This window comes from Duganella sp. P38 (assembly GCF_050859475.1).
Lineage (GTDB): Bacteria > Pseudomonadota > Gammaproteobacteria > Burkholderiales > Burkholderiaceae_D > Rugamonas.
This window is the reverse complement of the sequence record NZ_CP193936.1, coordinates 2,603,506-2,626,828: the sequence shown is the minus strand read 5'-3', so window position 1 is coordinate 2,626,828 and position 23,323 is coordinate 2,603,506. Positions and strand designations below refer to the sequence as shown.

Genomic DNA, 23,323 nt, shown 5'->3' with positions numbered 1-23,323 from the left:
GCCATGCAAGAACCTTCCGTCCTTTCCCTGAAAAACCGCTGGACGCGCTACAGCGTGGTCATCCTGCTGGCGACCGCGCTGGTATCGGCGGCGGTCGGGTTCATCTGGGTGCCTTACGCCAACAACCGCCAGGCCGCGCTGTCGCTGTGGGAGGCCATTTGCAGCGCCGCCGGCATCCCGGCCGGCACCCGCACCAGCGCGCTGGGCGACGATGCCGCCATGCGTCCCAGCAACGTCATCGTCAGCGCCAACATGATGCGCCCGGCCAATGCCGAATCGATCGGCCGTGGCGCCACGCTGGCCATGCGCTGCACCATGTGCCACGGCATACGCGGCGTCAGCGAGGCCAACTCGCCCAATCTGGCGGGACAGGTCGAGGCGGCCATCTACAAACAGCTGCGCGATTATCAGTCGGGCCACCGGGTCAGCGCCATCATGCGGCCGATGGTGGCCGGCCTGAGCGACCGCGACATGCGCGACCTGTCGGCGTACTACGCCTACCTGCCGCACGAGCGCGAGCCGGGGCGGGACACGCGGGCGGCGCCGCTGCTGGTCAGCAATGGCGCGCCGATGCGCAACATCGGCGCCTGCGCCAGCTGCCACGGCGGCTATGCGCGCCAGGCGGCCACGCCGATCCTCGACGGCGAGCCGGAAACCTATATCCGCGACCAGTTGTACGCCTTCCGCAACGGCGCCCGCGCCAACGACCTCAACCAGCAAATGCGCAACGTCGCGCGCCAGCTGACCGACGCCGAGATCGCCGAGCTGGCCGCGTACTACGCCAGCCGCTAACAGCGCGCGATGGCGCAGCGCGGCAGCGACAGCCAGGAGACGGCGGCCACGGCAAGCTCCGGCGCGGCGGCAGTCAAGGCAGGGCGCGGCGCAGATATGGCGCTGTTCGGCTGTGCTTGTCCCGCGCCACCGTGGCCGGCGGACCGCTGGCGACGATGCGGCCGCCCTCCTCGCCCGCGCCGGGACCGACATCGATCAGCCAATCGCTATCGGCCAGCACCTGCACATTGTGCTCGACCACGATGACGGTATTGCCGCCGTCCACCAGGCCGTGCAGCTGTTCCAGCAGCAGGTCGATGTCGGAAGGATGCAGGCCGGTGGTCGGCTCGTCCAGCACGTACAGCGTGTCGCCCCGGCTGGCGCGCTGCAATTCGGTGGCCAGCTTGATGCGCTGCGCCTCGCCGCCGGACAGCTCGGTCGCCGGCTGCCCCAGCCGCAGATAGCCGAGCCCGACCGCGCGCAGCACGTCCAGCGCGTGGCGCAGCGGCGGCACGTCCTCGAAGAATGCCCAGGCCGCGTCCACCGTCATCGCCAGCACCTCGGCGATGTTGTGATCGCGGTAGCGCACCGCCAGCGTCTGCCGGTTGTAGCGCGCGCCCGCGCATTCCGGGCACGGCGCGTAGACGCTCGGCAGGAACAGCAGCTCGACCATGACAAAGCCTTCGCCCGAGCAATGCGGACAGCGGCCCTTGGCGACATTGAACGAGAAGCGGCCGGCATCATAATGCTTCGCCTTCGCCGCGCGCGTGCCGGCGAACAGCTTGCGCACATGGTCGAACAGGCCGGTATAAGTGGCCAGGTTGGAGCGCGGTGTGCGGCCGATCGGCTTCTGGTCGACCTGCACCAGCCGCCGTATCGTGTCGAGCCCACCGGCGATGTGGCCTCGCAGCTCGCCCTGCTCCGCCGCGTCGAGCAAATCCTCGCTGGACTCGGCCGGTTCGGCGGCGGCCGGCTGTCCCAGCCGGGCCTGCACCAGCTGGATCAGCGCCTGGCTCACCAGGCTGGACTTGCCCGAGCCGGAGACACCGCTCACGCTGGCCAGCACGCCCAGCGGAAAATCGGCGTCCAGCCCGTGCAGGTTGTTGCGCACCACGCCGCGCAATTGCAGCCAGCCCCGCGGTGCGCGCGGCGGCCGCGCGCACCGTTGCGCCGCGCCGAACAGATACTGCGCGGTGCGCGAATCCGGCACCGCCTTCAGTCCCTCCGGCCGGCCGCTGTACAGCACCTGGCCGCCGTGCTGGCCCGCTTTCGGACCGACATCAACGATCCAGTCCGCATGCCGTATCACATCCAGTGCGTGCTCGACCACGAACAGCGAGTTGCCCGACGCCTTCAACCGGTCCAGCGCACGCAACAACGCTTCGGTATCGGCCGGATGCAGGCCGGCCGATGGCTCGTCCAGCACGTAGACCACGCCGAACAGGCTGGACCGCACCTGCGTCGCCAGCCGCAGGCGCTGCAACTCGCCGGGCGACAAGGTCGGCGTGCCGCGCTCCAGATTCAAATAGCCGAGGCCGAGGTCCAGCATCACCTCCAGCCGCGCCAGCAAGTCGGCAGCGATGCGCTGCGTGACCAGCGCTTTCTCGGGATGCGCTTTATCGGCGCGCCCGGGCTGCCCTTTTTCGCCGCCAGCCGCTTGCCGCCAGCCGGCGCGCCCTCCGCGAACGGCGCCAGCAACTGCGCCAGCTGGCGCAGCGACAGGCGCGAGATTTCGGTGATATCGTGGCCGGCAAACGTCACCGACAGCGCCTCCTTGCGCAGCCGCTTGCCGTCGCAGCTTGGGCAAGCCATGCTGACCAGGTATTGCGCCACGCGCTTTTTCATCAGCGCGCTTTCGGTGCCGGCAAAGGTTTGCAGCACATACTTGCGCGCGCCGGTGAAAGTGCCCTGGTAACTGGGCGTTTCCTTGCGCTTGAGCGCGCGCCGCGTTTCGGCCGGCGTCAGGCCGGCGTAGACCGGCACGGTCGGCTGTTCGTCGGTGAACAGTATCCAGTCGCGGGTTTTCTTCGGCAGCTCGCGCCACGGCACGTCGACGTCATAGCCCAGCGTGACCAGGATGTCGCGCAGGTTCTGGCCGTGCCAGGCGGTCGGCCAGGCGGCGACGGCGCGTTCGCGGATGGTCAGGCTGTCGTCCGGCACCATCGACTTCTCGGTGGCCTCGTAGACGCGGCCCAGGCCATGGCATTGGGGGCAGGCGCCCTGCGGCGTATTCGGCGAGAACGACTCGGCGTACAGCAGTTCCTGCCCGGCCGGGTAATCGCCGGCGCGCGAGTACAGCATGCGCAGCGAATTCGACAAGGTGCTGACGCTGCCCACGGACGAGCGCGTCGTCGGCGTGCCGCGCTGCTGCTGCAAGGCCACCGCCGGCGGCAGGCCGTCGACCGCGTCCACCTCGGGCACCGGCATCTGGTGGAACAGCCGCCGCGCATACGGCGACACCGATTCCAGGTAGCGCCGCTGCGCCTCGGCGTACAGCGTGCCGAACGCCAGCGACGACTTGCCCGAGCCGGACACGCCGGTAAACACCACCAGCGCGTTGCGCGGGATGTCGACATCCACGTTTTTCAGATTATGCTCGCGCGCACCGCGCACACGGACGTAGCCGTCGAAGTCAGATGCCATGTATCAATCCTGAATATGGGCGAAGGGGGTGGAACTATTGGCCAGCCAGCCCGCCTGCGTCTTGCTCACCGCGATCAGGCCGGTGCTGGCGTCGGGCGGCACCAGCGCCAGTCCGCGCTGCAAAGCCAGATGCAAATCGACGCCGGCCGCGATCCAATGATAAACCGTGATGGCCAGCATGTTGCGAATGATGTACTCGCCAATGCCGGTCGCCGCCACCGCGCCGGCCGGCCCGGCATAGAAGCCGCAGCCGATCAGCGGCGTGTCGCCTACCCGGCCCAGCAGCGACGGCGCCGAGCCGCCGGTGGAGCCGGCCACGGCGAAGTGGCCGTCGGCGTCGCGCACCACCGCGCCCACGGTGTCGCAGCCTTGCGGCGCGTCGAATCCGGGCTGGCCGCCGTAGTTCCAGAAACGGGCGAACTCGATATTGTCGACGCCCGCCATCGGCTGCTCGCAGGTGCCCATTTTCTCCAGCAGTTCCCAGTGGCGGCGCCGCGCCGTCTCCGGCACCACGTCGTAGGGCGCGTGGCCCATTAAGCGGGCGTAGCGTTGCGCGCCCTCGCCGGCCAGCAGCACATGCGGCGAGCGGGCCACGTCGCGCGCCACCAGCACGGGATTTTTCACCGAGCGCAGCGCTGCAACGGCGCTCAGCGTGCCCCGGCTGTCCATCACCGACGCGTCCATCTCGATGGTCTTGCCGTCCAGTCCCAGCGCCGCGCCGGTGCCGGCGTTGAAGCGTTCATCATCTTCGAGCACCACCACGGCGGCGATGACCGCCGCCAGTCCTTGCTCGCCGCGCGCCAGCGCCTGGGCGGCGGCTTCGGCGGCGCAGCGGCAGCCGTCGCTGAGTTCCTCACCGGCCCCGGCGCCGCCGTGGACCACAATTGCGCTTGAAGCTGCTTGCATTATTCCTGCCTTCTCCGTGTTTTAAGCTGGCACAGCCGGTGGCAGCGCCGTCATCAGGTCTTTCAGCGAGGTGCCGCAGCCGAATACCAGCACATCGCCCGGCTTGCACATGCCCAGCCCGAAACGGATCGCGCGCTGGGCGTCGAGCTTGCAATGCAGCCGTCCCCTGCGGACTGCCGCGCCGCGCACGCCGCAGGTCAGCAGGCGCGCGGTTTCGCCTTGTGCGCGGCCGCGGTTGTCGGCCTCGTAGATCACCAGGTCGTCGAAGCCGGCGGCGCAGACCGCGCCGACCTTCAGCAGGTCCGCATCGCGGCGGTCGCCCGGCAGCGAGATCACGCCCACCACATGGCCGTCCGACACCGCGTGCGCCATCGCGGCCAGCGCCTCGTAGGCGGCCGCGTTATGGGCGTAGTCGACGATGACCTTGACGCCGTTGACATCGATAAGCTTAGAGCGCAGCACCTCGTTGCGGCTGTCGTCCACGTAGCTGGACAAGCCGGCCACCACCTGCGCCGGCGTGTGGCCGGCGGCGATCAGGGCGGCAGCGGCGGCCAGCACGTTGGCGGTATGGCAGCGCGCCGCGCCCGCCAGCGTGACCGGCATGCGGCGCACGTCCAGCAGCGCCTGGTGGCGCACGCCATCGGCCAGCACGGCCGCGTTGTCCTGCAAGTAGACCGCGCGCCCGCCCTGCGCCAGGTGGCGCAGTAGTTGCGGATTTTCAGGGTCGAGCGAGAAATACAGCAGCTCCGGGCCGCCGCGCAACTGCGCGCCAATGTCCACGCACAGCCGGTCGTCGGCGTTGAGCACCACCGCGCGCGAGGCGGCGTTGACCACCACCTGCTTGACGCGCGCCAGCTCCGCCAAGGTCTCTACGCCATCCATGCCGAGATGGTCTTCGCTGACGTTGAGCAGCACGCTGACGTCGCAGCGGTCGAACGCCAGGCCGCGCCGCAGGATGCCGCCGCGCGCCGTTTCCAGCACGGCGAAATCCACCTGCGGCGAACCCAGCACCATGCGCGCCGAATGGTAGCCGGTGCAGTCGCCGGTGTCGGCCAGCACGCCGCCGATATACACGCCTTCGCTGCTGGCCATGCCGACGCGCACGCCGTTCTGCCCGGCCGCGTGGGCGATCAGCCGGGTGGTGGTGGTCTTGCCGTTGGTGCCGGTGATGGCGATTACGGGAATGCGTCCGTCGCCGCCGGCCAGCATGGCGTCCAGCCGGGCGGCCGAGGTGCCGGCCTGCATCAGCTGCTGGCGGCTGCCCCAGCCGAGCTGGAATTCTTCCGCATCTTCGCTGATGCGGTGCACCGGTATGCCGCGCCGGCGCGCGGTCTTCAGCAGCGCGCTGACGGCCGGGCTGACGGCGCAGCGCTGCGCCAGGCGGCGCAACCGGCCCAGTTCGGCATGATAGTCGTAACCCGCATCGTCGTCGGCGGCAGCGCGCGCCAGCGCGTCGGTCAGCGCCACCGCCATCGCCAGCGCGGCGCTTGCCACGCGCTCCGAGGCGTAGGCGCAGACCACGCAGTAGCGGCCCGGTAGGCCGCGCAACTCGCTGACGCGGCTGAACGTAACATAGTTGCCGGCCAGGTGCTGCAACTCCATCGCCACATGCTTGACGATATCGGCGAAATGCGCGCCCTGTTCCAGCCGCTCGACGAAGCCACCGGGACGGCCGCCGCCGCGCCGCTGCTTGCGCAGGCTCGGCATCAGCGCCAGCAGGCGTTGCTGCAGCGCCGGGAACTCCACCGACGAGCGTTCATGCCACTGCTGCACGTCAAGTATGGCTTGCAGGGAAGGCTGCGCGCCGTGCACGCTGGCGCCGCGCAACAGGCGCTGCTTGATAATCTTCATGATGGCCGACCGCTTCCAGTATCCGGTGAATGGATCGATTATCTGGACTTTCGCCAGCCTGTTGCATAGGGGCGAGCGCTGTGTTTGCGTAAGACAAAGCTTACGCAGCGGCATCAGTGTTTCACATCGGGCACGTAGGCGGTGATGAAGGCGTAGCACACGCGGGCGTCGTCGGCGATGGTGTCGAAGCGCATCGGATGCGGCTGCCAGGAGCGGAAATCCGGGCCATCGCGGCGCGCCGCCGTACTGTCGGGCAACAACATGCTCCAGTGGGTGAACACGCGGCGCCGCGCCGGGCCTTCGATGACGACGCGGACGCCGGTATGCAGGTCGTTGCCACGGATGCGCTCGAAGGTGGCCAGCACCTGGCTGCGCTCGCCTTCGAGGATTTGCATGAAATGGTCGTCCTCGTACAGCAGGCAGCCGGTGATGCCGGCCTCGGCGTTGTTGGCGCGCGTGCGGTGCAGCAGCCGTTCCAGCTGTTCGGGCGTCATCGGCGCCACCGCCTCGCTGACGTACAGCAGGAAATACAGGCCGCCGGGGCGCGGCAGCTGGTCCTGCGCGGTCTGCCGCTCGACCGCCGCCAGCAGTTGACCGGCCTCCATCGGACGGTAGAAATGGTAGCCCTGGATGTAGTCGCAGCCATAGCCGCACAGTTCCAGCTGCTGGGCGGCGGTTTCCACGCCCTCGGCCACCAGCCGCAGGCCGAGCGCGCGGCCGAGGCTGATGATGGCCTCGACCACTGCCCGGCTCTCGCCGCTCTCGGCAATGTCGCGGATGAAGGAACGGTCGATCTTGAGCACCTGCACCGGCAAGCGCGCCAGCTGCGCCAGCGACGAGTAGCCGGTGCCGAAGTCGTCCATCGCCATGCGCAGGCCCAGCGCGGACAGCCTGGACAGCACGCGCAGCTTGGCGTCGATGTCGTCCATCAGCATGCTCTCGGTGATTTCCAGCAGCAGGCGCTGCGGATCGGCGCCGGTGTCGCGCAGGATGGCGGCGAAGCTGTCGGCCAGTCCCGGCTCGTCGAGCTGGCGCACCGAAACGTTGACCGAGACATACGGCGCCGCCGCGCCCCAGCGCTGGCGCCAGTCGCGCTCGGCCAGGCAGGCCTGGCGGAACACCCAGGCGCCGATGGCGATCACCGCGCCGTTGGCCTCGGCAATCGGGATGAACTCGGCCGGCGACACCTCGCCCTGCGCCGGGAACCAGCGCAGCAGCAATTCGGCGCCGACGATGCGGCCGCTATCGGCCTCGACGATGGGCTGGAAGCGCGGCGCCATCTCATTGCGCTCCAGCGCCAGTTGCAGGCCGTTGGCCAGGTCCATCCGGTGCAAGGCGCGGTCGTGCAGCTGCGGGTCGAAAAATCGCCAGTTGTTGCCGCCGGCCTGGCGCGCCACCTGTACCGCCGCGCCCGCGAAGCGCAGCAAGTCGTCACCGGCGCTGGCCGCCAGCGAGGCGCCGACGTCGCCGGCGGTGGCGATGCCGATGCTGGCCGTCACCACGGCAGTGGCGCCGTTGATGCTGGCCGGCGCCTGCACCGCGCGGCCGATGCGCTCGGCCAGCGCCGCCAGCCCGGCCGGCGCCGTCACCTGCTCGCAGACGATGGCGAATTCATCGCCGCCGAGCCGCGCCGCCAGTTCGCCGGCGCGCGCCAGGTGCTGCAAGCGGTCGGCCATCTCGCGCAGCAAGGCGTCGCCGCCATCCTGGCCGTGCAGGTCGTTGACGGACTGAAACCCATCCAGGTCCACCAGCACCAGCGCCACCTCGGTATCGGCGCGGGCCGCGCGTTGCAGCGCCGCGCGCAAGCCTTCGCGGAAGGTGGGACGGTCGGCCAGGCCGGTCAGGGCATCGAAAGTAGTCATCAGCTATCCAGTAAAAGCAGGTTGCCAGCGAATAATATCGGTTAGCTCGGCGGTTTGCGCAACGATTGGCATGCCGCCCGTCGTTCCCGCGCAGGCGGGAACCCATGCCACGCGCGCATCTTCGCTATGGCCCGCCTGCACGCGAACTCAGCATGGGTTCCCGCCTGCGCGGGAACGACGGCGGCGTGGGCGTTATTCGGCATCCGTCACGCAACGGAAGCCGAGCGTGGCGGCGCGGTCGCGGCCGGGCGCCATCAGCAGCAGCTTGCCGTGCTGGTCGTTGCGGTACGCCTGCGGAAAATACCACATCGAACCTTGCGGACGATAGGAACTGCCGCCGCGCAGGATGGCGAAACGGGTGTGTTCATCGCTGTACTCATCGGTCCATTGCCAGACATTGCCGACCAGGTCCTGCACGCCGAACGGGCTGGCGCCGCCCGGATGGGCGTCGACGTCGTCCGGCGCGGCCACCAGCCGGCCGGTGGCGGCTTGCGGCACCAGGTCGGCGCGCCAGTCGTTGCCCCATGGGTAGAGGCGGCCGTCGCTGCCGGTGGCCGCGTACTGCCACTCCCATTCGCGCGGCAGGCGCTTGCCGGCCCAGGCGGCGTAGGCGCGCGCGTCTTCCAGGCTCACCCAGGTGACCGGCTTGTTGGCCCAGCCGGCCGGATACGTGCCGTTCTGCCAGTGCTTGAGGAAGTTGGCGTCGTCGGCCGGATGGTACCCGGTGGCGTCGATGAAGGCTTTGAACTGGGCGTTGCTGACCGGGTAGCGGTCGATATAGAAAGCCTTGATGTCCATCGTGTGCTGGTGGAAGCGGCGCGCGCTGTCCTCCCACGGATACTGCACATCGACGCCGGCGCTGTTGCCGCCCTCGATGGCCAGGCCGCGCATGGTGAAGTCGAAGCTGGCGGCCGGAATCGCCACCATGCCCGGCGGCGCGCTGGCCGCCGCCCTGGTTGGCGTTACCGGCGTCAGCGTCTGCGGCAGCGGCTTCCATTCGGCCGGCCAGGAGGCCAGCGGGCGCGCGGTCATCGCCTTCATCTTGTCCAGGTTGGCTTGCAGCGGGGCGTCCGGCGCGGCATGCGTCATCAGCACGGCGCCGAAGCCGCGCGCCTCGATCGGGAACGACAGCAGCGCGCCGTCGCCATCGCGCTGCGGCTTCAGCTCAACGCCGTGGTAGGCGTCGAAGTAGCGCGCGCCGGCGCGGTATGGCACGCGCAGCTGCACGCCTTTGCTCTCGTATTCGTTGCGGTTGACGATGGTCCACAGCGTGCCCTCGGCCAGCGGCCAGCGGCTGGTGAACACGCCATGGCGGCGCGACGGGTAATGCGGCTCCCAGTCCGGGCTGACCAGGAAGCGCGAGTACATGCGCGACAGCGTGGCGACGCGGCGCGTGGCCTCGCCGTCGCGCGGCGTGACGCCGTTCCAGATGCCCCAGATGTTTTCCCAGCTCTCCCAGCCGACGCCGTTGAAGAAGGCAAATTGCAGGTCGTCGGTCTTGCTGCGGTTCCAGCGGTCCGAGATATTGACCATGTGGCGCGTTTCCAGCCACTTGTAGCGGTCCACCGTCGGCGCGAAGGGGAAGGCGTACTGGCCCCAGGTCATCAGGTTCCACGCCAGCGCCTCGTCCGACGGCAGGCCTTCCGGCTGGAACACCAGCGGATGATTGATCTTGTCGGCGGCCAGCGTGAACGCCAGCGGCACGCCGTCCTGGGTGTCGCCGTTGATGCCGTCGGCGCCGATCTCCTTCATCAGCGCGGCCAGCTCGTCGGGCCAGGAGCGCTGCAGCGCGCGCGTGCCCTGGTCCCACAACATCATCGGGAACATCACGCGCACGCCGCGCCGGTGGAAGTCCGCCACCATTTTCTTCACGCCCGGAATGCCGCCCGGCAGCGAGCGCACCATGTCGATGGTGTTGCGGTCGTCCAGCCCGATGTTCGGGTAGGTCGGCCACACCAGCACCGCGTCGATGCCGCCGAAGCGCCGCTCGAGGTCGTCGAGATAGCGGTCCACCGTGTATTGCCGCTTTGCCGGATCGTAGAAATAGCGGTCCTCGACCATCATCTGCGCCTGCATATAGCTCGATTGCGTCCACGCCGCCGATGGCCGGGCGTAGCGGCTGCCGTCATAGCCGATGCGGATGCGGCGCTCGTCGCGCCAGTGGCGCAGATCTTGCAGCCAGTCCTTGTGGTCGGCCTCGGAGCACGGATTCCACGCGCCCTCCCACGGCTGGTTCATCGTCAGGCAGGCCGGGCCGGGAATCGCCAGCTGGGTGTAGGAAGCGTGCGGCACATGGCGCGTGTCCTGCGCGTGGGCTGGCGCGGCCAGTGCGGCGGCGATCATCAGCGGCCGCAGGGCTTTGAATGTAGGCAGTTTCATGCAAATGTTTCTTGGTCGGAGGATGCATTTTACGGCAAGCGCAACAGATCCCAATAAAAGTATCGCAGCATGCAAAAAAGTTATTGGATGCCCCGGCGGTTTCATCCGATCATCTTCGGAAAATACTCAGGAGACATTCAATGAACCGCTTGGCTTTTGCGCTGGCTGCCGCGCTGCTGGCGCCGCCCGTGTGGGCGGCGCCGGCTTTCAAAACCCGCTGGTGCTGCAACGCGCCGATCCGCAGGTGATGCTGCACAGCGACGGCTACTACTATTACACCGCCACCGTGCCCGAGTACGACCGCATCGAGTTGCGGCGGGCCAGGACGCTGGACGAGCTGGGCAAGGCCGAGGCGAAGACCGTCTGGCGCAAGCACGCCAGCGGCGAGATGGCCGCGCATATCTGGGCGCCGGAGATCCATTTCATCGATGGCAAGTGGTATCTGTACTTTACCGCCGGCTCGTCGCAAAAGCCGTGGGAAATCCGGCTGTATGTGCTGGAGAACGCGTCCGCCAATCCGCTGGCAGGCAGCTGGACCGAGCGCGGCCAGCTGAAGACCGGCTGGGAGACGTTCTCGCTGGACGCCACCACCTTCACCGTCGGCAAGCAGCGCTACCTGGCGTGGACGCAGCGGCCGCCGGAAATCGACAAGCACATCACGGCGATCTACCTCGCCAAAATGGACACGCCGCTGTCCATCAGCGGCCCGGCCGTGATGTTGAGCCAGCCCGAGCTGGCGTGGGAGAAGATCGGCTTCGATGTGAATGAGGCGCCGGCGGTGCTGGTCAAAAACGGCCGCGTGTTCATGACCTATTCGGCCAGCAAGACCGATGCGAATTACGTGCTGGGCCTGCTGACGGCGGACGCCGGCGCCGACCTGCTCGATCCGGCGTCGTGGAAAAAATCGCCGGCGCCGGTGTTTGCCAGCAGCGAGAAGAACAGCCAGTATGGGCCGGGACATAATTCCTTCACCACCACGCCGGACGGCAAGGTCGACATCCTGGTCTACCACGCGCGCAACTACCGCGACATCAAGGGCGATCCGCTTGGCGACCCGAACCGCCACACGCGCGCCCAGCTGATCCAGTGGCGCGCCGACGGCACGCCCGATTTCGGCACGCCGGAGGCGGACGCCGCCCGCCCGGCCAACTAGCGCCGCGTCAGGATGCGTAGCCGATGCGCGGGCAGGCGGCGCAAGTGATTTCGATCTGCACCGCCTGGTCGGCAACGCGCACGCCGTGCTGCTGCATCACCCGCGCCAGATGTTCGTACAGCAGCGCGTCGTCGAGCGCGAAACTGCGGTCGCAACCGCGGCACAACAGGCAGACGGCGGGGCCGCCGGCGTCGCCCTGCCTGATGCGATAGACCGAGCGGCGCTGCGCGTCATCCCAGGCGCGCAGCAGCATGCCGGCGCCCTCGCACTGCTGCAAGGTGCGGTAGACGGTGCCGATGTTGCAGCGCTCGCCCTGCTCCATCAGGCGGCGGAACAGGTCGTCGGCGCTGAGCGGCTCGCCGCCGGCGGTATCCAGCACCCGCATCACGCTGATCCGGCTGATGGTCGGACGCAGCTTGACCGCGCGCAGCAGTTGTATCAGCTTGTCGTCGCTCATGCGTCTTCAGCAATGGTGGCTGGCCGTTGCCAGCCGCCGCCCAGCGCCTTATTGAGATCGACCACGGCGCGCAGGCGCTGGGCCTTGAGCTGCACGGCGGCGTCTTGCGCGGCGTACAGCGTGCGTTGCGCATCCAGCAGCACCAGCAGCGTTTCGGCGCCGGCGCGGTAACGCGACTCGGCCAGCGCCAGCGCCCGCCGCGCCTGCGCCAGCTCCTCCGTCTGCGCGAGTGTCTGCGCTTCCAGGCCGGCGGCGGCGTTAAGCGAGACTTCGACGTCGCCAAACGCGGCGACGATGGCGGCGCGGTAGCCGGCCAGCAATTCTTCCTGCCGCGCCAGCGCGAGGTCGCGCCGGCCGGCCAAGCGGCCGCCGTTAAAGATGGGCGCGGCCAGGCCGGCGGCCAGGCTGTAGAGCGGATTATCCAGCACGCGGTTGACACGCTCGCCACTGCCGCCGACGGTGGCGCCCAGCGTCAGGCGCGGCAGCATGGCGGCGCGGGCGGCCTGGATGTCGGCGCTGGCGGCGGCCAGTTGCGCTTCGGCGCGGGCGACGTCGGGGCGGCGCGCCAGCAGTTCGGAAGGCAGGCCGGGGCCGATGGTTGGCATTTGCAGCGGCGCCAGCGTTTGCGCGGCCAGCGACGGGCTGGCGGCCTGTCCGAGCAGGATGGCGATGGCGGTGCGGGCTTCGGCCTCCTGCTGTCGCAGCGCAGCCAGCGCGCGCTGCTGGCCGGCGACCAGGCCGCGTTGCTGGGCCAGTTCCAGTTGCGTGGCCGAGCCGGCGTTGGCGCGCGATGTCACCACCGTCAACAGGCGTTCGGCATTGACGAGGTTGCGCTGGCCGATGGCGATGCGCTCGCGCAGCGCGACAGCTTGCAGCCAGGCGTTGGCGACGCCGGCGGTCACGGTCAGGCGCACGGTGTCGCGGTCGAAGGCGCTCGCCTGCAGGCTGGCCTGGGCCGCCGCAGCGCTGGCGCGGTTGCCGCCCCAGAAGTCGACTTCGTAGCTGGCGGAAAGGCCGGCGGTCATTACCGTGCCGTTGACGTCGCCATTGCCGCCGATGCGGCCCTGGCGGCTGGCGTCCAGGTTGCCGTCCAGGGCCGGCAGCAAGGCAGCACCGGCGATGCGGGCCGAGGCCTGAGCCTGCCGCACGCGCGCGATGGCTGCCGCCAGGTCCAGGCTTTGCGACTGCGCGCTGGCCACCAGCGCGTTCAGCTCCTCGCTGCCGAAGCCGCGCCACCAGTCGCGGTTGACGGCGCTGCCGGGGGCGGCGGGAGCGCCGAAGCGCGCAGGCGGCGCGACAACAACAGCGGCGTCCGCAGGCGTACTGCCGCCGGGACCGGCACAAGCGGACAAGGCGGCTGCAACGCCGGCCGCCAGCGCCGCCACAGGAAGTTTCCAGACAAATGGCATGGTTACGACTCCGGGCCTATGGATTGCGCATCCAGCTGGGCGCGCGCCCTGGCAACGGTTTGGTGATTTCCTCCTGTTCGACGACCGCCTGCAATCCCGGCCCGGTATCGAACAGCACATAGAAAGCTTGCTGCGGTTTCTTGAACGTGAGCGTGGAGTTGGCGTCGAGCTTGGCCTCGATCAGCGTCTTGCCATTGTGCGCCACCACCTCCATGCGCGCGCCGGGCAGCGCCTCGTCGTCGTTGGTCGAACCGCGGCAGCGCACCGTCTGCTCATCCAGCAGATAACACTTGGCGACCGGTTCGTGCGCCAGCGCGCCGGCGGCGGCCAGCGTCAGGCCGGCCAGCGCCAGGCCGCGCGCGATCGTGCGTTCGATGTATCGCATCAATTACTCCTTTGTTGGTTGAACCATTCCACCGTTTTCGGCGACACCCGCGCCAGCGGCACGGCGCCCTGGTGGACGCTGCCATCCTTGCCGATGACGGTCAGCCACAGTTCGCTGTTGGCGGTGGTGGTCGCAGGCAGCGGAATCTCGGCCCGGCGCTCCCAGCGCGCGCCGAAAAAGGCCATGCCATTGGTGCGCTCGTTGCGCGGCTTGTTCACCTTGATCAGCACCTGGCGGATTTCCAGGTCGCAGCTTTCGCAGAAACGGATGCTGAACTCCTTGAACGGGATATCCATGGCCATCAGCTCCGGCGCCTCGCGGTGCGCCTCGGCCAGCGTGTAGTCCCACGGCCCGATCTTGCCGCGCACCGCGTCCGGCCGCTTCAGCAACTGCGGTTCCACCTGCGCCAGGCTGTAGGCGAACACGCTGCCGGTCAACAGCAGCAGCACCGCGGCCACCATGCGGCGTACGCGCGGCACCGGTATCGTGCTGGCGTCCGGCAACCGCGGCGCGCGCTCGGCCTTCTCGCGCGCTGCCGGCTGCCACGGCCATTTCGGAAAGCTGAACACCAGCGCCAGCGCCGCCACGCTCAGCCAGCCCAGCCACATGGCGATGCCGATGCCGGCGTTCAGCTCGGCAATGCCCCAGGCCAGCGCCAGCGCCAGCAGCAGCCAGCCGATGACGCGCGCCGTCCGTTGCAGCGCCACGGACGGCTGGCGGCCCAGCAAATGTTCGCCGTAACGCTCGGTCGCCAGCGCCAGCGCGAACAAGCCCAGCAGGCTGATGATCAGAAGGCCGATATGCAGCGCGGTATTCATGCGGCACCGCCTTTCAGCAACCACGCGGCGGCGGCGCAAACAATCGCGCTGCCGGCCATGCCGAGCCACGCGCGCGTGGCGCTGCGGGTGGTGAAGGCCCAGATCACCGCGGTGGTGTAGACGGCAAAGCTGAGCATGGTGCCCCACAGCACGGCCTGCGCCCTGGGCGCCGGCCAGACCAGCGCCAGCAGCACGGTCGCCGCCGACGTCAGCGCATACCCGCCGAAGGCGGCGGCCAGCACGCGTGAAAATACCGACAGACGGTCGGCCACAGTCAGTTTGGATGTCTTGCTCATGCGATTCCCCTGGCCGGCGCGAGGCGGCGTTGTACTTTGACGGCCATCACGGCGAACAGCGCCGCCATGCCCAGCATGGTGAGGTCGAAACCGGCCAGCACCCAGTCGCCCTGCGCCACGGTGTTGCCGAGGTGGCGCGTCGTGGTCAGCAGATTTACCACCGGCACCAGCGCATAGCCCAGGCAGGCAGCCCACAGCAGCTCGATCCAGGCGCGCGTCAGCGGCCGGGCCATGGCGTAGAACAGCGTGCCCAGCCAGACGGCAAACAGGCAGTGCATCTCCCAAGCTGCGCGCTCGTTGAGTTCCACCGGCAGCAGCCGGTTGGCGAAGAAATAGGCGGCCAGCGCCAGCGGCAGGCCGGCGATGGTAGCGACGTTGAGGTTTTCCACCAGCCGCACGCCGAAGTGGTCCGCGCCCTCCAGGCCGGACGCCAGGTGATGCCTGCGGCGCTTGACGGTCCACAGCACCAGGCCGGTGCCGATCATGGCGCAACCCAGCAGGCCGGCGGCGAAATACAGCCAGCGGCCCCAGACGTTGGCGAAGATCCCCTCGTGCAGGCTGAACATTGCACCCTGCGTGGCCGCCGCGCTGCCGCCCGGCTCCGGCTTCTCCGGCAGTTGCTCGCCGGTCTGCGCGTTGAAGCGCAGCGTGGCCGGGCGATAGGCGCTCAGGTGGTTGCCGGCCACGCGCGCCAGCACCACCTGCGGCGGCTCGCCCTGGTCCGCCTCGATCAGGATGCTGGCCAGCTTGCCCTGGCCCCATTCGGCTTCCGCCCTGGCCACCAGCGGCGCCAGCGGAATGGCCGGACGGGCGACCGGCAGGTGCTTGTGGCCGCCGTCGTACAGCTCGTCGAAGAAGGCTTCGACCTGGTCATGGTCGGTGCCGTAGACGATGTCGCGCCCGGCCGGCATGTAGGTGTAGAGGAAGAACACCAAGCCGCTGTAGGTAATCATCAGGAAGAACGGCAGCGCCATGACGCTGATGGCGTTGTGCGCGTCCAGCCAGCTGCGCTGGCCCTTGCCGGGACGGAAGGTGAAGAAGTCCTTGAAGATTTTCTTGTGCGTGATGACGCCGGTGACGATGGCGATCAGCATCAGCATGGTGCAGACGCCGACCACGCGGATCGCCCAGGTGTACGGCATGTAGTGCAGCGAGTAGTGCATGCGGTACAGGCCGGCGCCGCCGGTGGTGGCGCGCGGCTCGGCTTCCTGCGGCAGCAAGGCGCCGCTGGCCGGGTCCAGCCGCTCGGCGACGCTGGGGCCGTAATCGTGGCCCGGCTCCGGCAGCTGCTCCCAGCGGATGCCGAATTCCTGCCACGCGCGGTTGCCCTGTCCGTAATGCGGCAGCGTGATGCGCCAGTTGGCGGCCTGCGGCGCCGCCTGTTGCAGCCGGTCCAGCGCCAGGCCGGCCAGGCGTTGCGTCTCGGCCAGCGTGGCCGGCTGCGCCGGCGCCTGCGGGGCCACGCGTTCCGGCTGCATCCAGCGCGTGATCTCGTACTGGAAATAGCCGGCCGTGCCGGTCACAAACACAAAGAACAATACCCAGCCGACCACCAGGCCGGCCCAGGTATGCAGCCAGGCTGCACATTGACGTAACGACTCCTTCATCTTCCCCATCCCAAGTTAATATGTAGCGCTAGGGTTGTCCCTAGAAGTAATAACGCTCAGCCTGGGAAATACGGAACCTGGGAATGCGAGTAATGCTGAAATAATTGTTAGCGCACGGCGCTGAGGCGCCAGCTGCCGTCGGTTTGCTGCCGCACGCGCAGCGGCAAGGCGGCCGGCAGCGCTTGCAGGAAGACCTGCGGATTGCCGGTGGTGGCAACGCCGGAAATGGGCTGCGCGGCCAGCGCCGCGTCGTCGATGAGCACCGGCTTGCCGATGTAACGCTGCAGTTCGCTGGCCACTTCCGACAGCGGCGTGCTGCTGAAATGCAGATGGCCGCCGCGCCAGTCGCCCACCGCCTGCACGGCAGCGCTGATGCGGCGCGCGCGGTGGCTGGCGCTGTCGATGCTGAGGCCGTCGCCGGGATTAAGCAGCAGCACTTGTTGCCGCGCCGCGCCAAGGTCAGGTCGCACTTCGACCCGGCCTTCGCGCACTTTGACGACCGTGTGGGCCGCTGCGGCGCGCACATTGAAGGCGGTGCCGACCACCTTGACCTGGCTGGCGCCGCTGGCTACGGTGAACGGGCGGCCGGCGTCTCTGGCGACCTGGAAGAACGCCTCGCCGCGCTCCAGCACCACCTCGCGGCGGCGGTTGGAGTAGCGGACCGACAGTTTGCTGTCGATGTTGAGCGCGATGCTGGAGCCGTCCGGCAGGCCCAGCGTGCGGGTTTCGCCGGCTGCGGTGGCGAGCTGAAGTTCATAGGCAGGCGCGTTCTGCCAGTGCTGCCAGCCGAAGCCGGCGCCGACCGCCAGCACCGCGCAGGCCGCCAGCGCCGGCGCCAGCCAGGCGCGCCGCCCCCAGCGGCTGCGCGCAGAAGCGCCGGTGCCGGCCTGACCGGCTTGCTCGCCGGCGGCCCCCGGCTTTGCCGTGGCGCGGGCAGCGCCCGGCGCGGCGCCTGGGCGCCAGGATGCATCCTGGGTCAGCGGAATCTGATGCAGGTCGTGCGCGGTCAGCGCCATGCCGTCGAAAATATCGCGGTGCTGCGGCGAGGCCGCCAGCCACGCGTTCAAGGCGCGCTCGTCGGCGCCGGTCCAGCCCGGCTCGCTGCGGCGCAGGAACCACTGCGCGGCCTGCTCATGCAGGGCAATCAGCGCCTCGCTCATGCCACATCCTCGGCCGCGTCATCGAGCACATGCAAACGCGCCATCTGCTCGACGCTGTCGTAATTGACCCGCAACTGGCAATACGCCATCGCCCGGCTCAAATGCTTGGCCACCATGCGCGCCGAAATGCCCATGGCCTCGGCCACCTCCTCATGCGTCAAGCCATCGATGCGATTCAGCAGAAACGCCTGCCGCTGCCGCTCCGGCAACTCCGCCACCGCGTCATTGAGCCGCGCGATGCGCTGCCGCTGTTCGGCAATCTGCTGCGGCTCGCGCTGCGCCTGGTCGGGCAAGGCGCGCAACTCCTGCGCCGCCGCCTCCATCGACACCACCTCGGCGTCGGCGCGCCGCCACTGGTCGGTGGCCGCGTTGCGCGCCGACGTGGCCAGGTACGGCGCCTCCTCGGCCGGCGCCAGCGCCCTGCCCGACGCCGCCAGCCGCACAAACACATCGTGCGTGGCGTCCTCGGCCAGATCACGGCTGCCGGTGCGCCGTTGCAGCAAACGCAGCAACGGCACCCGCCAGCGCGCGTAAAGGCTGGCCAAGGTGTCGCCCGCTAACCGGCGTTGCTTTAACTGTTGATTGCCAGAGACAGGCACCCGTTGATCCGATACTGAATGAAAATGATTCTCATTATATCGCAATCAAACGGACCTGAGGAACTTCAGCAGATGGCCGAAGTACACCGCCTGCGCGTCCCACATCGCCAGGTGGCTGCCGTGCTCGCAGATGGCCGCGCGCGCGTTCGGCATCAGGCGCGCCATCTTGCGGATATCGTCCGGATTCATCTCGTCATGCTGCGCGCCGATGGTCAGCGTTTTGACCTTGATCTCGTGCAGGCGGTCCCAACGCTCCCAGTCCTTCAGGTTGCCGGTCATCAGGAACTCGCTCTTGCCCTGCATCTGGTTGTAGATTTTCTGGTTGGCGTGGCGGAAGGTGCGCTCGACCGGTTCCGGCCATGGGGTAACGCGGCAGATCACCTTCGGATACAGGTCTTCCATCATGATCTGCTGGTACTCGGGCGTATCGTAGGCCTCGCGGGCTTCGAGCTCCAGCAGCCGGGCCAGCGAGGCCGGCGGCAGTTGCCGCTTGATGGTGTCCAGATGCTGAAGCAGCGACTGCATGCCGGCCGTCATATTGGAAATCACCAGGCCGCGCAGATGGCGCTGGTGCCGGAGCGCATATTCGATGCCCAGCACGCCACCCCACGAATGGCCGTACAGCACAAAGTTGTCGAGGCCCAGGCCTTTGCGCACCTCTTCCAGCTCTTCCAGATAGCGCGGCAGCGTCCACAGCGCCGCGTCGTCGGGCTGGTCGGAGTTGCCGCAGCCGAGCTGGTCGTAATAATACATTTCGATGCCGGCTTGCGGCAGGAAGGACTCCATCGCCTCCAGGTATTCGTGGGTAAAGCCGGGGCCGCCATGCAGCAGCAAGACCTTGACCGGCCCGCTGCCGATCTTCTTGGTCCACACCTTGTATTTGCCGCCGGCCACCGGCACCATCCTGATGCCGGCGGTGCGGATGCCGGGCGGATTCACGCCGTCCGGCTTCATTACCGTGACGCCATTCGCCGACGCGGCCGCCGCGCCGCCAGCCACCGTCACCATGCCGGCGGCGAGAAAATTACGACGATCCATCTTCGCTCCAATCTTTACACTGTAAAAGCCGCAGCATAGCGCCACATTCTTACGCTGTAAAGTTAACTTTCACACAGGTAGTTCCAGCGGGTGCCGACTTCGCGGAAGCCGGCGCGGCGGATGTTGTTCAGCGACGGCCGGTTCTCTCCGGGCGGCGCCGCTTCCGCCTCCACGCTGGCCGTGACGCATCCGGCCTGCGTGGCGGCAGCCAGGCGGACGGCCAGCAACGCTTGCTGGCTGCCCCGGCGCCGGCCGGCTGGCAAGGTCGCGGCCATGCCGAGCCAGGCCTGGGCACCGTCGATCAGCAATGCGCCGGTGGCGATCGGCGCGCCGGCGGCGTCGCAGGCGAAATACACCTGCCACGCGGGGCGCTGCGCCAGCCCGGCCATCCACGCCACCATTACCGCCGGCATGCCGAAGCTGTCGCACATGATCTGGCCGGCCAGCCCATACTCGTCCGCCCTCGCCCGCCGCACGGTGGGCGGCGCCGGCGGGCGTGGCGTGCCGAGGTCGCACTCGAACTTGGTCCAGGCGCCGGCCGGCTGGCAGCCGAGGACCTGCAAGCTTGCGCGCAGCGGCGCGTCGGCCGGCGTATCCCACGCGTGTATCCAGAACCGGGGAATGCCGCGCTCGCGGAAAACATGGCGGACCTGTCCGAACAATTCAGCCGTCAGCGGCTGGCCGCCCGGCAGGCCGAGCACGCGGTTCATCACCGGCGACGGCATGGCAAGCACACTGAGCAACGTCGCCGGACTGTCCGGCAAAGACAGCACGCGACAGCCGAACGACGCCGGCGCGGCGGCAAAGAACTGCCGCCGCGCCGCGATTTCGACGGATTCCGTTCCAATGCGATAATGTGGGGGCATAAAACTACCGGCTGACAAAAAGAGCGTGAAAAACAAGACCGAATCACTGGACCGCAAACGCATCGCCCAGGTGGCGCTGCGTATGATAGACCAACACGGCATCGACCAGCTCAGCATGCGCAAGCTCGGTGGCGAACTGGGCGTCGAGGCCATGGCGCTCTACCACTACTTCCGCAACAAGGCCGAGCTGCTGGATGGCATTCTCGACATCGTGCTCGACGAAGTCTCGGCCACGCTCACGCCCGACGGCACGCCGCTGCAACGCGCGCGCCGCACCTTCGACGGCCTGCGGCTGATGGCCATCGCCCACCCGCACGCCTATCTCAGCATGGTTTCGCGCCGCTTCAGCACGCCAACCGCGCTACAGTTCTACGAACAGCTGCTGCGCCACTTCCACGACGCCGGCATGAGTGCGGAACAAAGCGCGCGCTACTACCGCATGATGGCCAACTTCACCGCCGGCGCCGGCCTGGCCGAAGTCGGCAGCCGCGCCCTGCAGCCGGACGCGGCGCCGATCATCCTGGAGGACTTCGACCGGCCGGCCGACTTCCCCTCATCACCGCCGCCATGCCGTTTCTGCGCGTGACCGAAATCGACGCCATCTATCACCACGGCATGGACATCCTGTTCGCCGCGCTGGCAGCGGAACAGGCGCTTACTGCGCCGCCTTGACGTTCTTCGCCAGGAACGGACGGATGTAGCCGGCGATGGCCACGCTATCCTCTTCCAGCGCGAAGTGGCCGGTGTTCAGGAAATGCAGCTCCGCCTTCGGCAAGTCGCGCAGGTAGGGATGGGCGCCGGCCGGCGGGAAGATCTTGTCGTTCTTGCCCCAGACGATCAGCATCGGCGGCTGGTGCTTGCGGAAGTACGCCTGCCACGCCGGATAGTGCGGCGGATTGGTGCCGTAGCTGTAGAACATCTCCAGCTGGATATCCTTGTTGCCGGGACGGTCCATATACGCCTGGTCGACGGTCCACGCATCCGGACTCACACGGGCCGGGTCGCGCGCGCCCTCCGTGTATTGCCACTTGGTGCCGGCCAGCTCGAACAGCGGGCGCAGCTTGTTGCCGTTGGCCTCCGTCTTGTCCTTCCAGTAGACGCGCGGATCGTCCCAGAAGCTGTGGGCGATGCCCTCCTCGTAGGCGTTGCCGTTCTGGACCACGATGGCGGTCACGCGTTCCGGATGCGCGGCGGCCACGCGGAAGCCGATCGGCGCGCCGTAGTCCTGCACATACAGCGCATAGCGCGACAGGCCCAGCGCCTGGGTGAACTTGTCGACCACATTGGCCAGGTTGTCGAAGCTGTAGGTGAACTTGTCCAGCGGCGGCATGTCGCTCTGGCCATAGCCCGGATAGTCGGGCGCGATCAGGCGATAGCGGTCGGCCAGTTGCGGAATCAGGTTGCGGAACATCTGCGACGAGGTCGGGAAGCCGTGCAGCAGCAACAGCACCGGCGCGTTCTTCGGTCCGGCCTCGCGGTAGAAGACGTTGACGCCGTCGACCTTGACGGTGCGGTATGCAACCGCGGCGGTGCTGGCCACGTTGGCGGCTTCGGCGGCGCTGGCCAGCGGCGCCGCGTGCAGCAGCACGGCGAAGCCAAGCGCGGCAAATATGCGGAAGGTTTTCACGGCGCGCCCCTCAGAAAATGAAGACGGTGTAGCCGTCCGCCGAAATCTGCGCGATGCTCGGCAGGCCGGAGGTGCCGGGCACGCTGTTGTCGGTGATCAGGTCGAAGCCGGCCTTCTCGACTTCCTCGCGCGCGCCGAACACATCGGCGCAGCCGCAGGAGATGCCGACCACGGTGTCTTCGACGCCCTTGTACAGCGCGTGGATCGGGTGCTGGTCCGACGCCAGCACGCCGGGCCAGCGGGTGCCGGTGCCCTGGAAGTAGATGCCCACTTCCACGCCCTTCTGCTTGAAGTCGTAGGCGGCGGCCAGGCCGTTGAACATGCGGCCCAGCGCCTCTTCGCCGGCTTTCGGGTCGGACAGGATGATGATCGCTACTTTCATGATTTGCTTCCTTTCGCTAACAGGTCAGTTGGAGTGAGGCCATTCTAGGGACGGACCTGTCCGGGATAAACAGCGCCAGGATCAATTCATCGTTTCGGCCGGCGGAATAGTCACTTGCGCCGGGCGGCTATTCTTGTTTGCCGGAGGACTGCGCACAATACGCCGTATAGTCACCAACCACGGAGAACGTAATGAACGACAGCTTCCACGCGGGCGAACGCGAAGCGCAGCAGCGCGCCGGCGAAACCGCCATCGCCGACCGCAATATTTCGGTGATGAGCGACAAGGTCATCGCCGGCGCCCGTCCGTTCATCGCCAAGCAGTTCATGGCGGTGCTGGGCAGCAGCGATGCGGACGGCAGGGTGTGGGCCTCGCTGCTGTTCGGCAAGGCGGGCTTTCTGCACACCGACGACGGCAGCAGCATCCTCATCGATGTGGCCGAGGCGGAGCGCGACCTGTCCGACCCGTTCTGGAGCAACGTTGGCGCCGGGGCCGACATCGGCATGTTGTTCATCGAACTCGGCTCGCGGCGGCGCTACCGCGTCAACGGCCGGCTGAGCCGCCTGGACCAGCGCGGCGCCGAAGTCGCCATCCGCGAAGCCTACCCCAACTGCCCGAAATACATCCAGCGGCGCCAGCTACGCCAGCTCGGCGAGCCGGTGGTGCCGGTGCAGACGGCGCACGGCACCGTGTTGCGCGGCCCGGTGCAACAGATCATCCAGCGCGCCGATACGCTGTTCCTCGCCAGCCGCCACGCCAGCGCCGGGGCGGACGCCTCGCATCGCGGCGGCACGCCCGGCTTCATCCGCCAGGTGGACGACAACACGCTGCGCATCCCGGACTACGACGGCAACAGCCTGTTCAACACGCTGGGCAATTTCCACGTCAACCCGCAGGCGGGACTGTGCATTCCGGATTTCGAGCGCGGCCAGTTGCTGCAACTGACCGGCGCCGCCACCGTGCTGTGGCACCAGGATGATCCCGGCAACGAAACCGGCGGCACCAAGCGCTACTGGGAATTCAAGGTCGAGCGCTGGATACTGCGCGACACGCCGCAGCAGGTGGTGTGGGAATACCTGGACGCGTCGCCGTTCAATCCGGCGGTGGGCTGAGG

20 protein-coding genes and 1 pseudogene are annotated in these 23,323 nt (G+C 68.2%); 4 read left to right on the top strand and 17 right to left on the bottom strand.

What is annotated here, in order from left to right; all coding sequences use genetic code 11:
• The first annotated feature begins 3 nt into the window (after window positions 1–3).
• Window positions 4–792, top strand: coding sequence for a c-type cytochrome (locus tag ACRQ5J_RS12205; protein WP_432383519.1), 789 nt, complete (start codon window positions 4–6; stop codon window positions 790–792).
• A gap of 73 nt (window positions 793–865) precedes the next feature.
• Here the strand turns inward: ACRQ5J_RS12205 and ACRQ5J_RS12200 are convergent.
• The 5 genes and pseudogenes from ACRQ5J_RS12200 to ACRQ5J_RS12180 form a co-directional block, all read right to left on the bottom strand.
• Window positions 866–3,414: pseudogene (locus ACRQ5J_RS12200) on the bottom strand (excinuclease ABC subunit A).
• 3 nt (window positions 3,415–3,417) lie between these two features.
• Window positions 3,418–4,320 carry an isoaspartyl peptidase/L-asparaginase gene (locus ACRQ5J_RS12195; RefSeq protein WP_432383518.1) on the bottom strand — a complete coding sequence of 301 codons (903 nt, stop codon included), beginning with the start codon at window positions 4,318–4,320 and terminating at the stop codon, window positions 3,418–3,420.
• A 21-nt stretch (window positions 4,321–4,341) separates the two neighbouring features.
• Window positions 4,342–6,171: a cyanophycin synthetase family protein gene (locus ACRQ5J_RS12190; RefSeq protein WP_432383517.1), complete on the bottom strand. Its 1,830-nt coding sequence runs from the start codon at window positions 6,169–6,171 to the stop codon at window positions 4,342–4,344.
• 113 nt (window positions 6,172–6,284) lie between these two features.
• Entirely contained in the window at window positions 6,285–8,033 is a 1,749-nt protein-coding gene (locus ACRQ5J_RS12185) for an EAL domain-containing protein (RefSeq protein ID WP_432383516.1), read from the bottom strand.
• A gap of 192 nt (window positions 8,034–8,225) precedes the next feature.
• Window positions 8,226–10,412 carry a formylglycine-generating enzyme family protein gene (locus ACRQ5J_RS12180; protein WP_432383515.1) on the bottom strand — a complete coding sequence of 729 codons (2,187 nt, stop codon included), beginning with the start codon at window positions 10,410–10,412 and terminating at the stop codon, window positions 8,226–8,228.
• A gap of 220 nt (window positions 10,413–10,632) precedes the next feature.
• Here ACRQ5J_RS12180 and ACRQ5J_RS12175 point away from each other — a divergent pair, with 220 nt between their 5' ends.
• Complete coding sequence (locus tag ACRQ5J_RS12175; protein ID WP_432383514.1) at window positions 10,633–11,565, top strand: glycoside hydrolase family 43 protein; 933 nt, start codon at window positions 10,633–10,635, stop codon at window positions 11,563–11,565.
• Between the two features lie 7 nt (window positions 11,566–11,572).
• Here the strand turns inward: ACRQ5J_RS12175 and ACRQ5J_RS12170 are convergent, their stop codons facing one another.
• The 10 genes from ACRQ5J_RS12170 to ACRQ5J_RS12125 form a co-directional block, all read right to left on the bottom strand.
• Entirely contained in the window at window positions 11,573–12,022 is a 450-nt protein-coding gene (locus ACRQ5J_RS12170) for a Fur family transcriptional regulator (RefSeq protein ID WP_432383513.1), read from the bottom strand.
• A complete protein-coding gene (locus tag ACRQ5J_RS12165) occupies window positions 12,019–13,431 on the bottom strand; it encodes an efflux transporter outer membrane subunit (RefSeq protein ID WP_432383512.1) in 1,413 nt (470 codons plus the stop codon). The genes ACRQ5J_RS12170 and ACRQ5J_RS12165 overlap by 4 nt, the downstream gene beginning before the upstream one ends.
• 16 nt (window positions 13,432–13,447) lie before the next feature.
• Window positions 13,448–13,816: a hypothetical protein gene (locus tag ACRQ5J_RS12160; RefSeq protein ID WP_432383511.1), complete on the bottom strand. Its 369-nt coding sequence runs from the start codon at window positions 13,814–13,816 to the stop codon at window positions 13,448–13,450.
• Window positions 13,816–14,634, bottom strand: a complete 819-nt coding sequence (locus tag ACRQ5J_RS12155) for a DUF3325 family protein (RefSeq protein WP_432383510.1) — start codon at window positions 14,632–14,634, stop codon at window positions 13,816–13,818. Before ACRQ5J_RS12155 ends, ACRQ5J_RS12160 begins: the two co-directional genes overlap by 1 nt.
• Window positions 14,631–14,930: a DUF3649 domain-containing protein gene (locus tag ACRQ5J_RS12150; RefSeq protein WP_432383509.1), complete on the bottom strand. Its 300-nt coding sequence runs from the start codon at window positions 14,928–14,930 to the stop codon at window positions 14,631–14,633. Before ACRQ5J_RS12150 ends, ACRQ5J_RS12155 begins: the two co-directional genes overlap by 4 nt.
• Window positions 14,927–16,537 (bottom strand): PepSY-associated TM helix domain-containing protein, encoded by a 1,611-nt coding sequence (locus ACRQ5J_RS12145; protein WP_432383508.1) that lies wholly within the window; start codon window positions 16,535–16,537, stop codon window positions 14,927–14,929. The genes ACRQ5J_RS12150 and ACRQ5J_RS12145 overlap by 4 nt, the downstream gene beginning before the upstream one ends.
• A 107-nt stretch (window positions 16,538–16,644) precedes the next feature.
• Window positions 16,645–17,697, bottom strand: a complete 1,053-nt coding sequence (locus ACRQ5J_RS12140; protein WP_432383507.1) for a FecR family protein — start codon at window positions 17,695–17,697, stop codon at window positions 16,645–16,647.
• Window positions 17,694–18,242 (bottom strand): RNA polymerase sigma factor, encoded by a 549-nt coding sequence (locus tag ACRQ5J_RS12135; protein WP_432383506.1) that lies wholly within the window; start codon window positions 18,240–18,242, stop codon window positions 17,694–17,696. The genes ACRQ5J_RS12140 and ACRQ5J_RS12135 overlap by 4 nt, the downstream gene beginning before the upstream one ends.
• 99 nt (window positions 18,243–18,341) lie before the next feature.
• Window positions 18,342–19,334, bottom strand: a complete 993-nt coding sequence (locus ACRQ5J_RS12130; RefSeq protein WP_432383505.1) for a proline iminopeptidase-family hydrolase — start codon at window positions 19,332–19,334, stop codon at window positions 18,342–18,344.
• A 62-nt stretch (window positions 19,335–19,396) separates the two neighbouring features.
• Window positions 19,397–20,200 (bottom strand): hypothetical protein, encoded by an 804-nt coding sequence (locus ACRQ5J_RS12125; protein ID WP_432383504.1) that lies wholly within the window; start codon window positions 20,198–20,200, stop codon window positions 19,397–19,399.
• A 25-nt stretch (window positions 20,201–20,225) separates the two neighbouring features.
• Here ACRQ5J_RS12125 and ACRQ5J_RS12120 point away from each other — a divergent pair, with 25 nt between their 5' ends.
• Entirely contained in the window at window positions 20,226–20,786 is a 561-nt protein-coding gene (locus ACRQ5J_RS12120; protein ID WP_432383503.1) for a TetR/AcrR family transcriptional regulator, read from the top strand.
• Between the two features lie 69 nt (window positions 20,787–20,855).
• Here the strand turns inward: ACRQ5J_RS12120 and ACRQ5J_RS12115 are convergent, their stop codons facing one another.
• On the bottom strand, window positions 20,856–21,827 hold the full coding sequence (locus ACRQ5J_RS12115) for an alpha/beta fold hydrolase (protein ID WP_432383502.1): 972 nt from the start codon (window positions 21,825–21,827) through the stop codon (window positions 20,856–20,858).
• 10 nt (window positions 21,828–21,837) lie between these two features.
• The gene (locus tag ACRQ5J_RS12110; RefSeq protein WP_090177869.1) at window positions 21,838–22,209 is read right to left on the bottom strand and encodes a DsrE family protein; all 372 of its coding nucleotides are present in this window, start codon (window positions 22,207–22,209) and stop codon (window positions 21,838–21,840) included.
• A gap of 191 nt (window positions 22,210–22,400) precedes the next feature.
• Between ACRQ5J_RS12110 and ACRQ5J_RS12105 the strand changes: the two genes are divergently transcribed.
• Window positions 22,401–23,321, top strand: a complete 921-nt coding sequence (locus tag ACRQ5J_RS12105; protein WP_432383501.1) for a pyridoxamine 5'-phosphate oxidase family protein — start codon at window positions 22,401–22,403, stop codon at window positions 23,319–23,321.
• Window positions 23,322–23,323 lie beyond the last annotated feature (2 nt).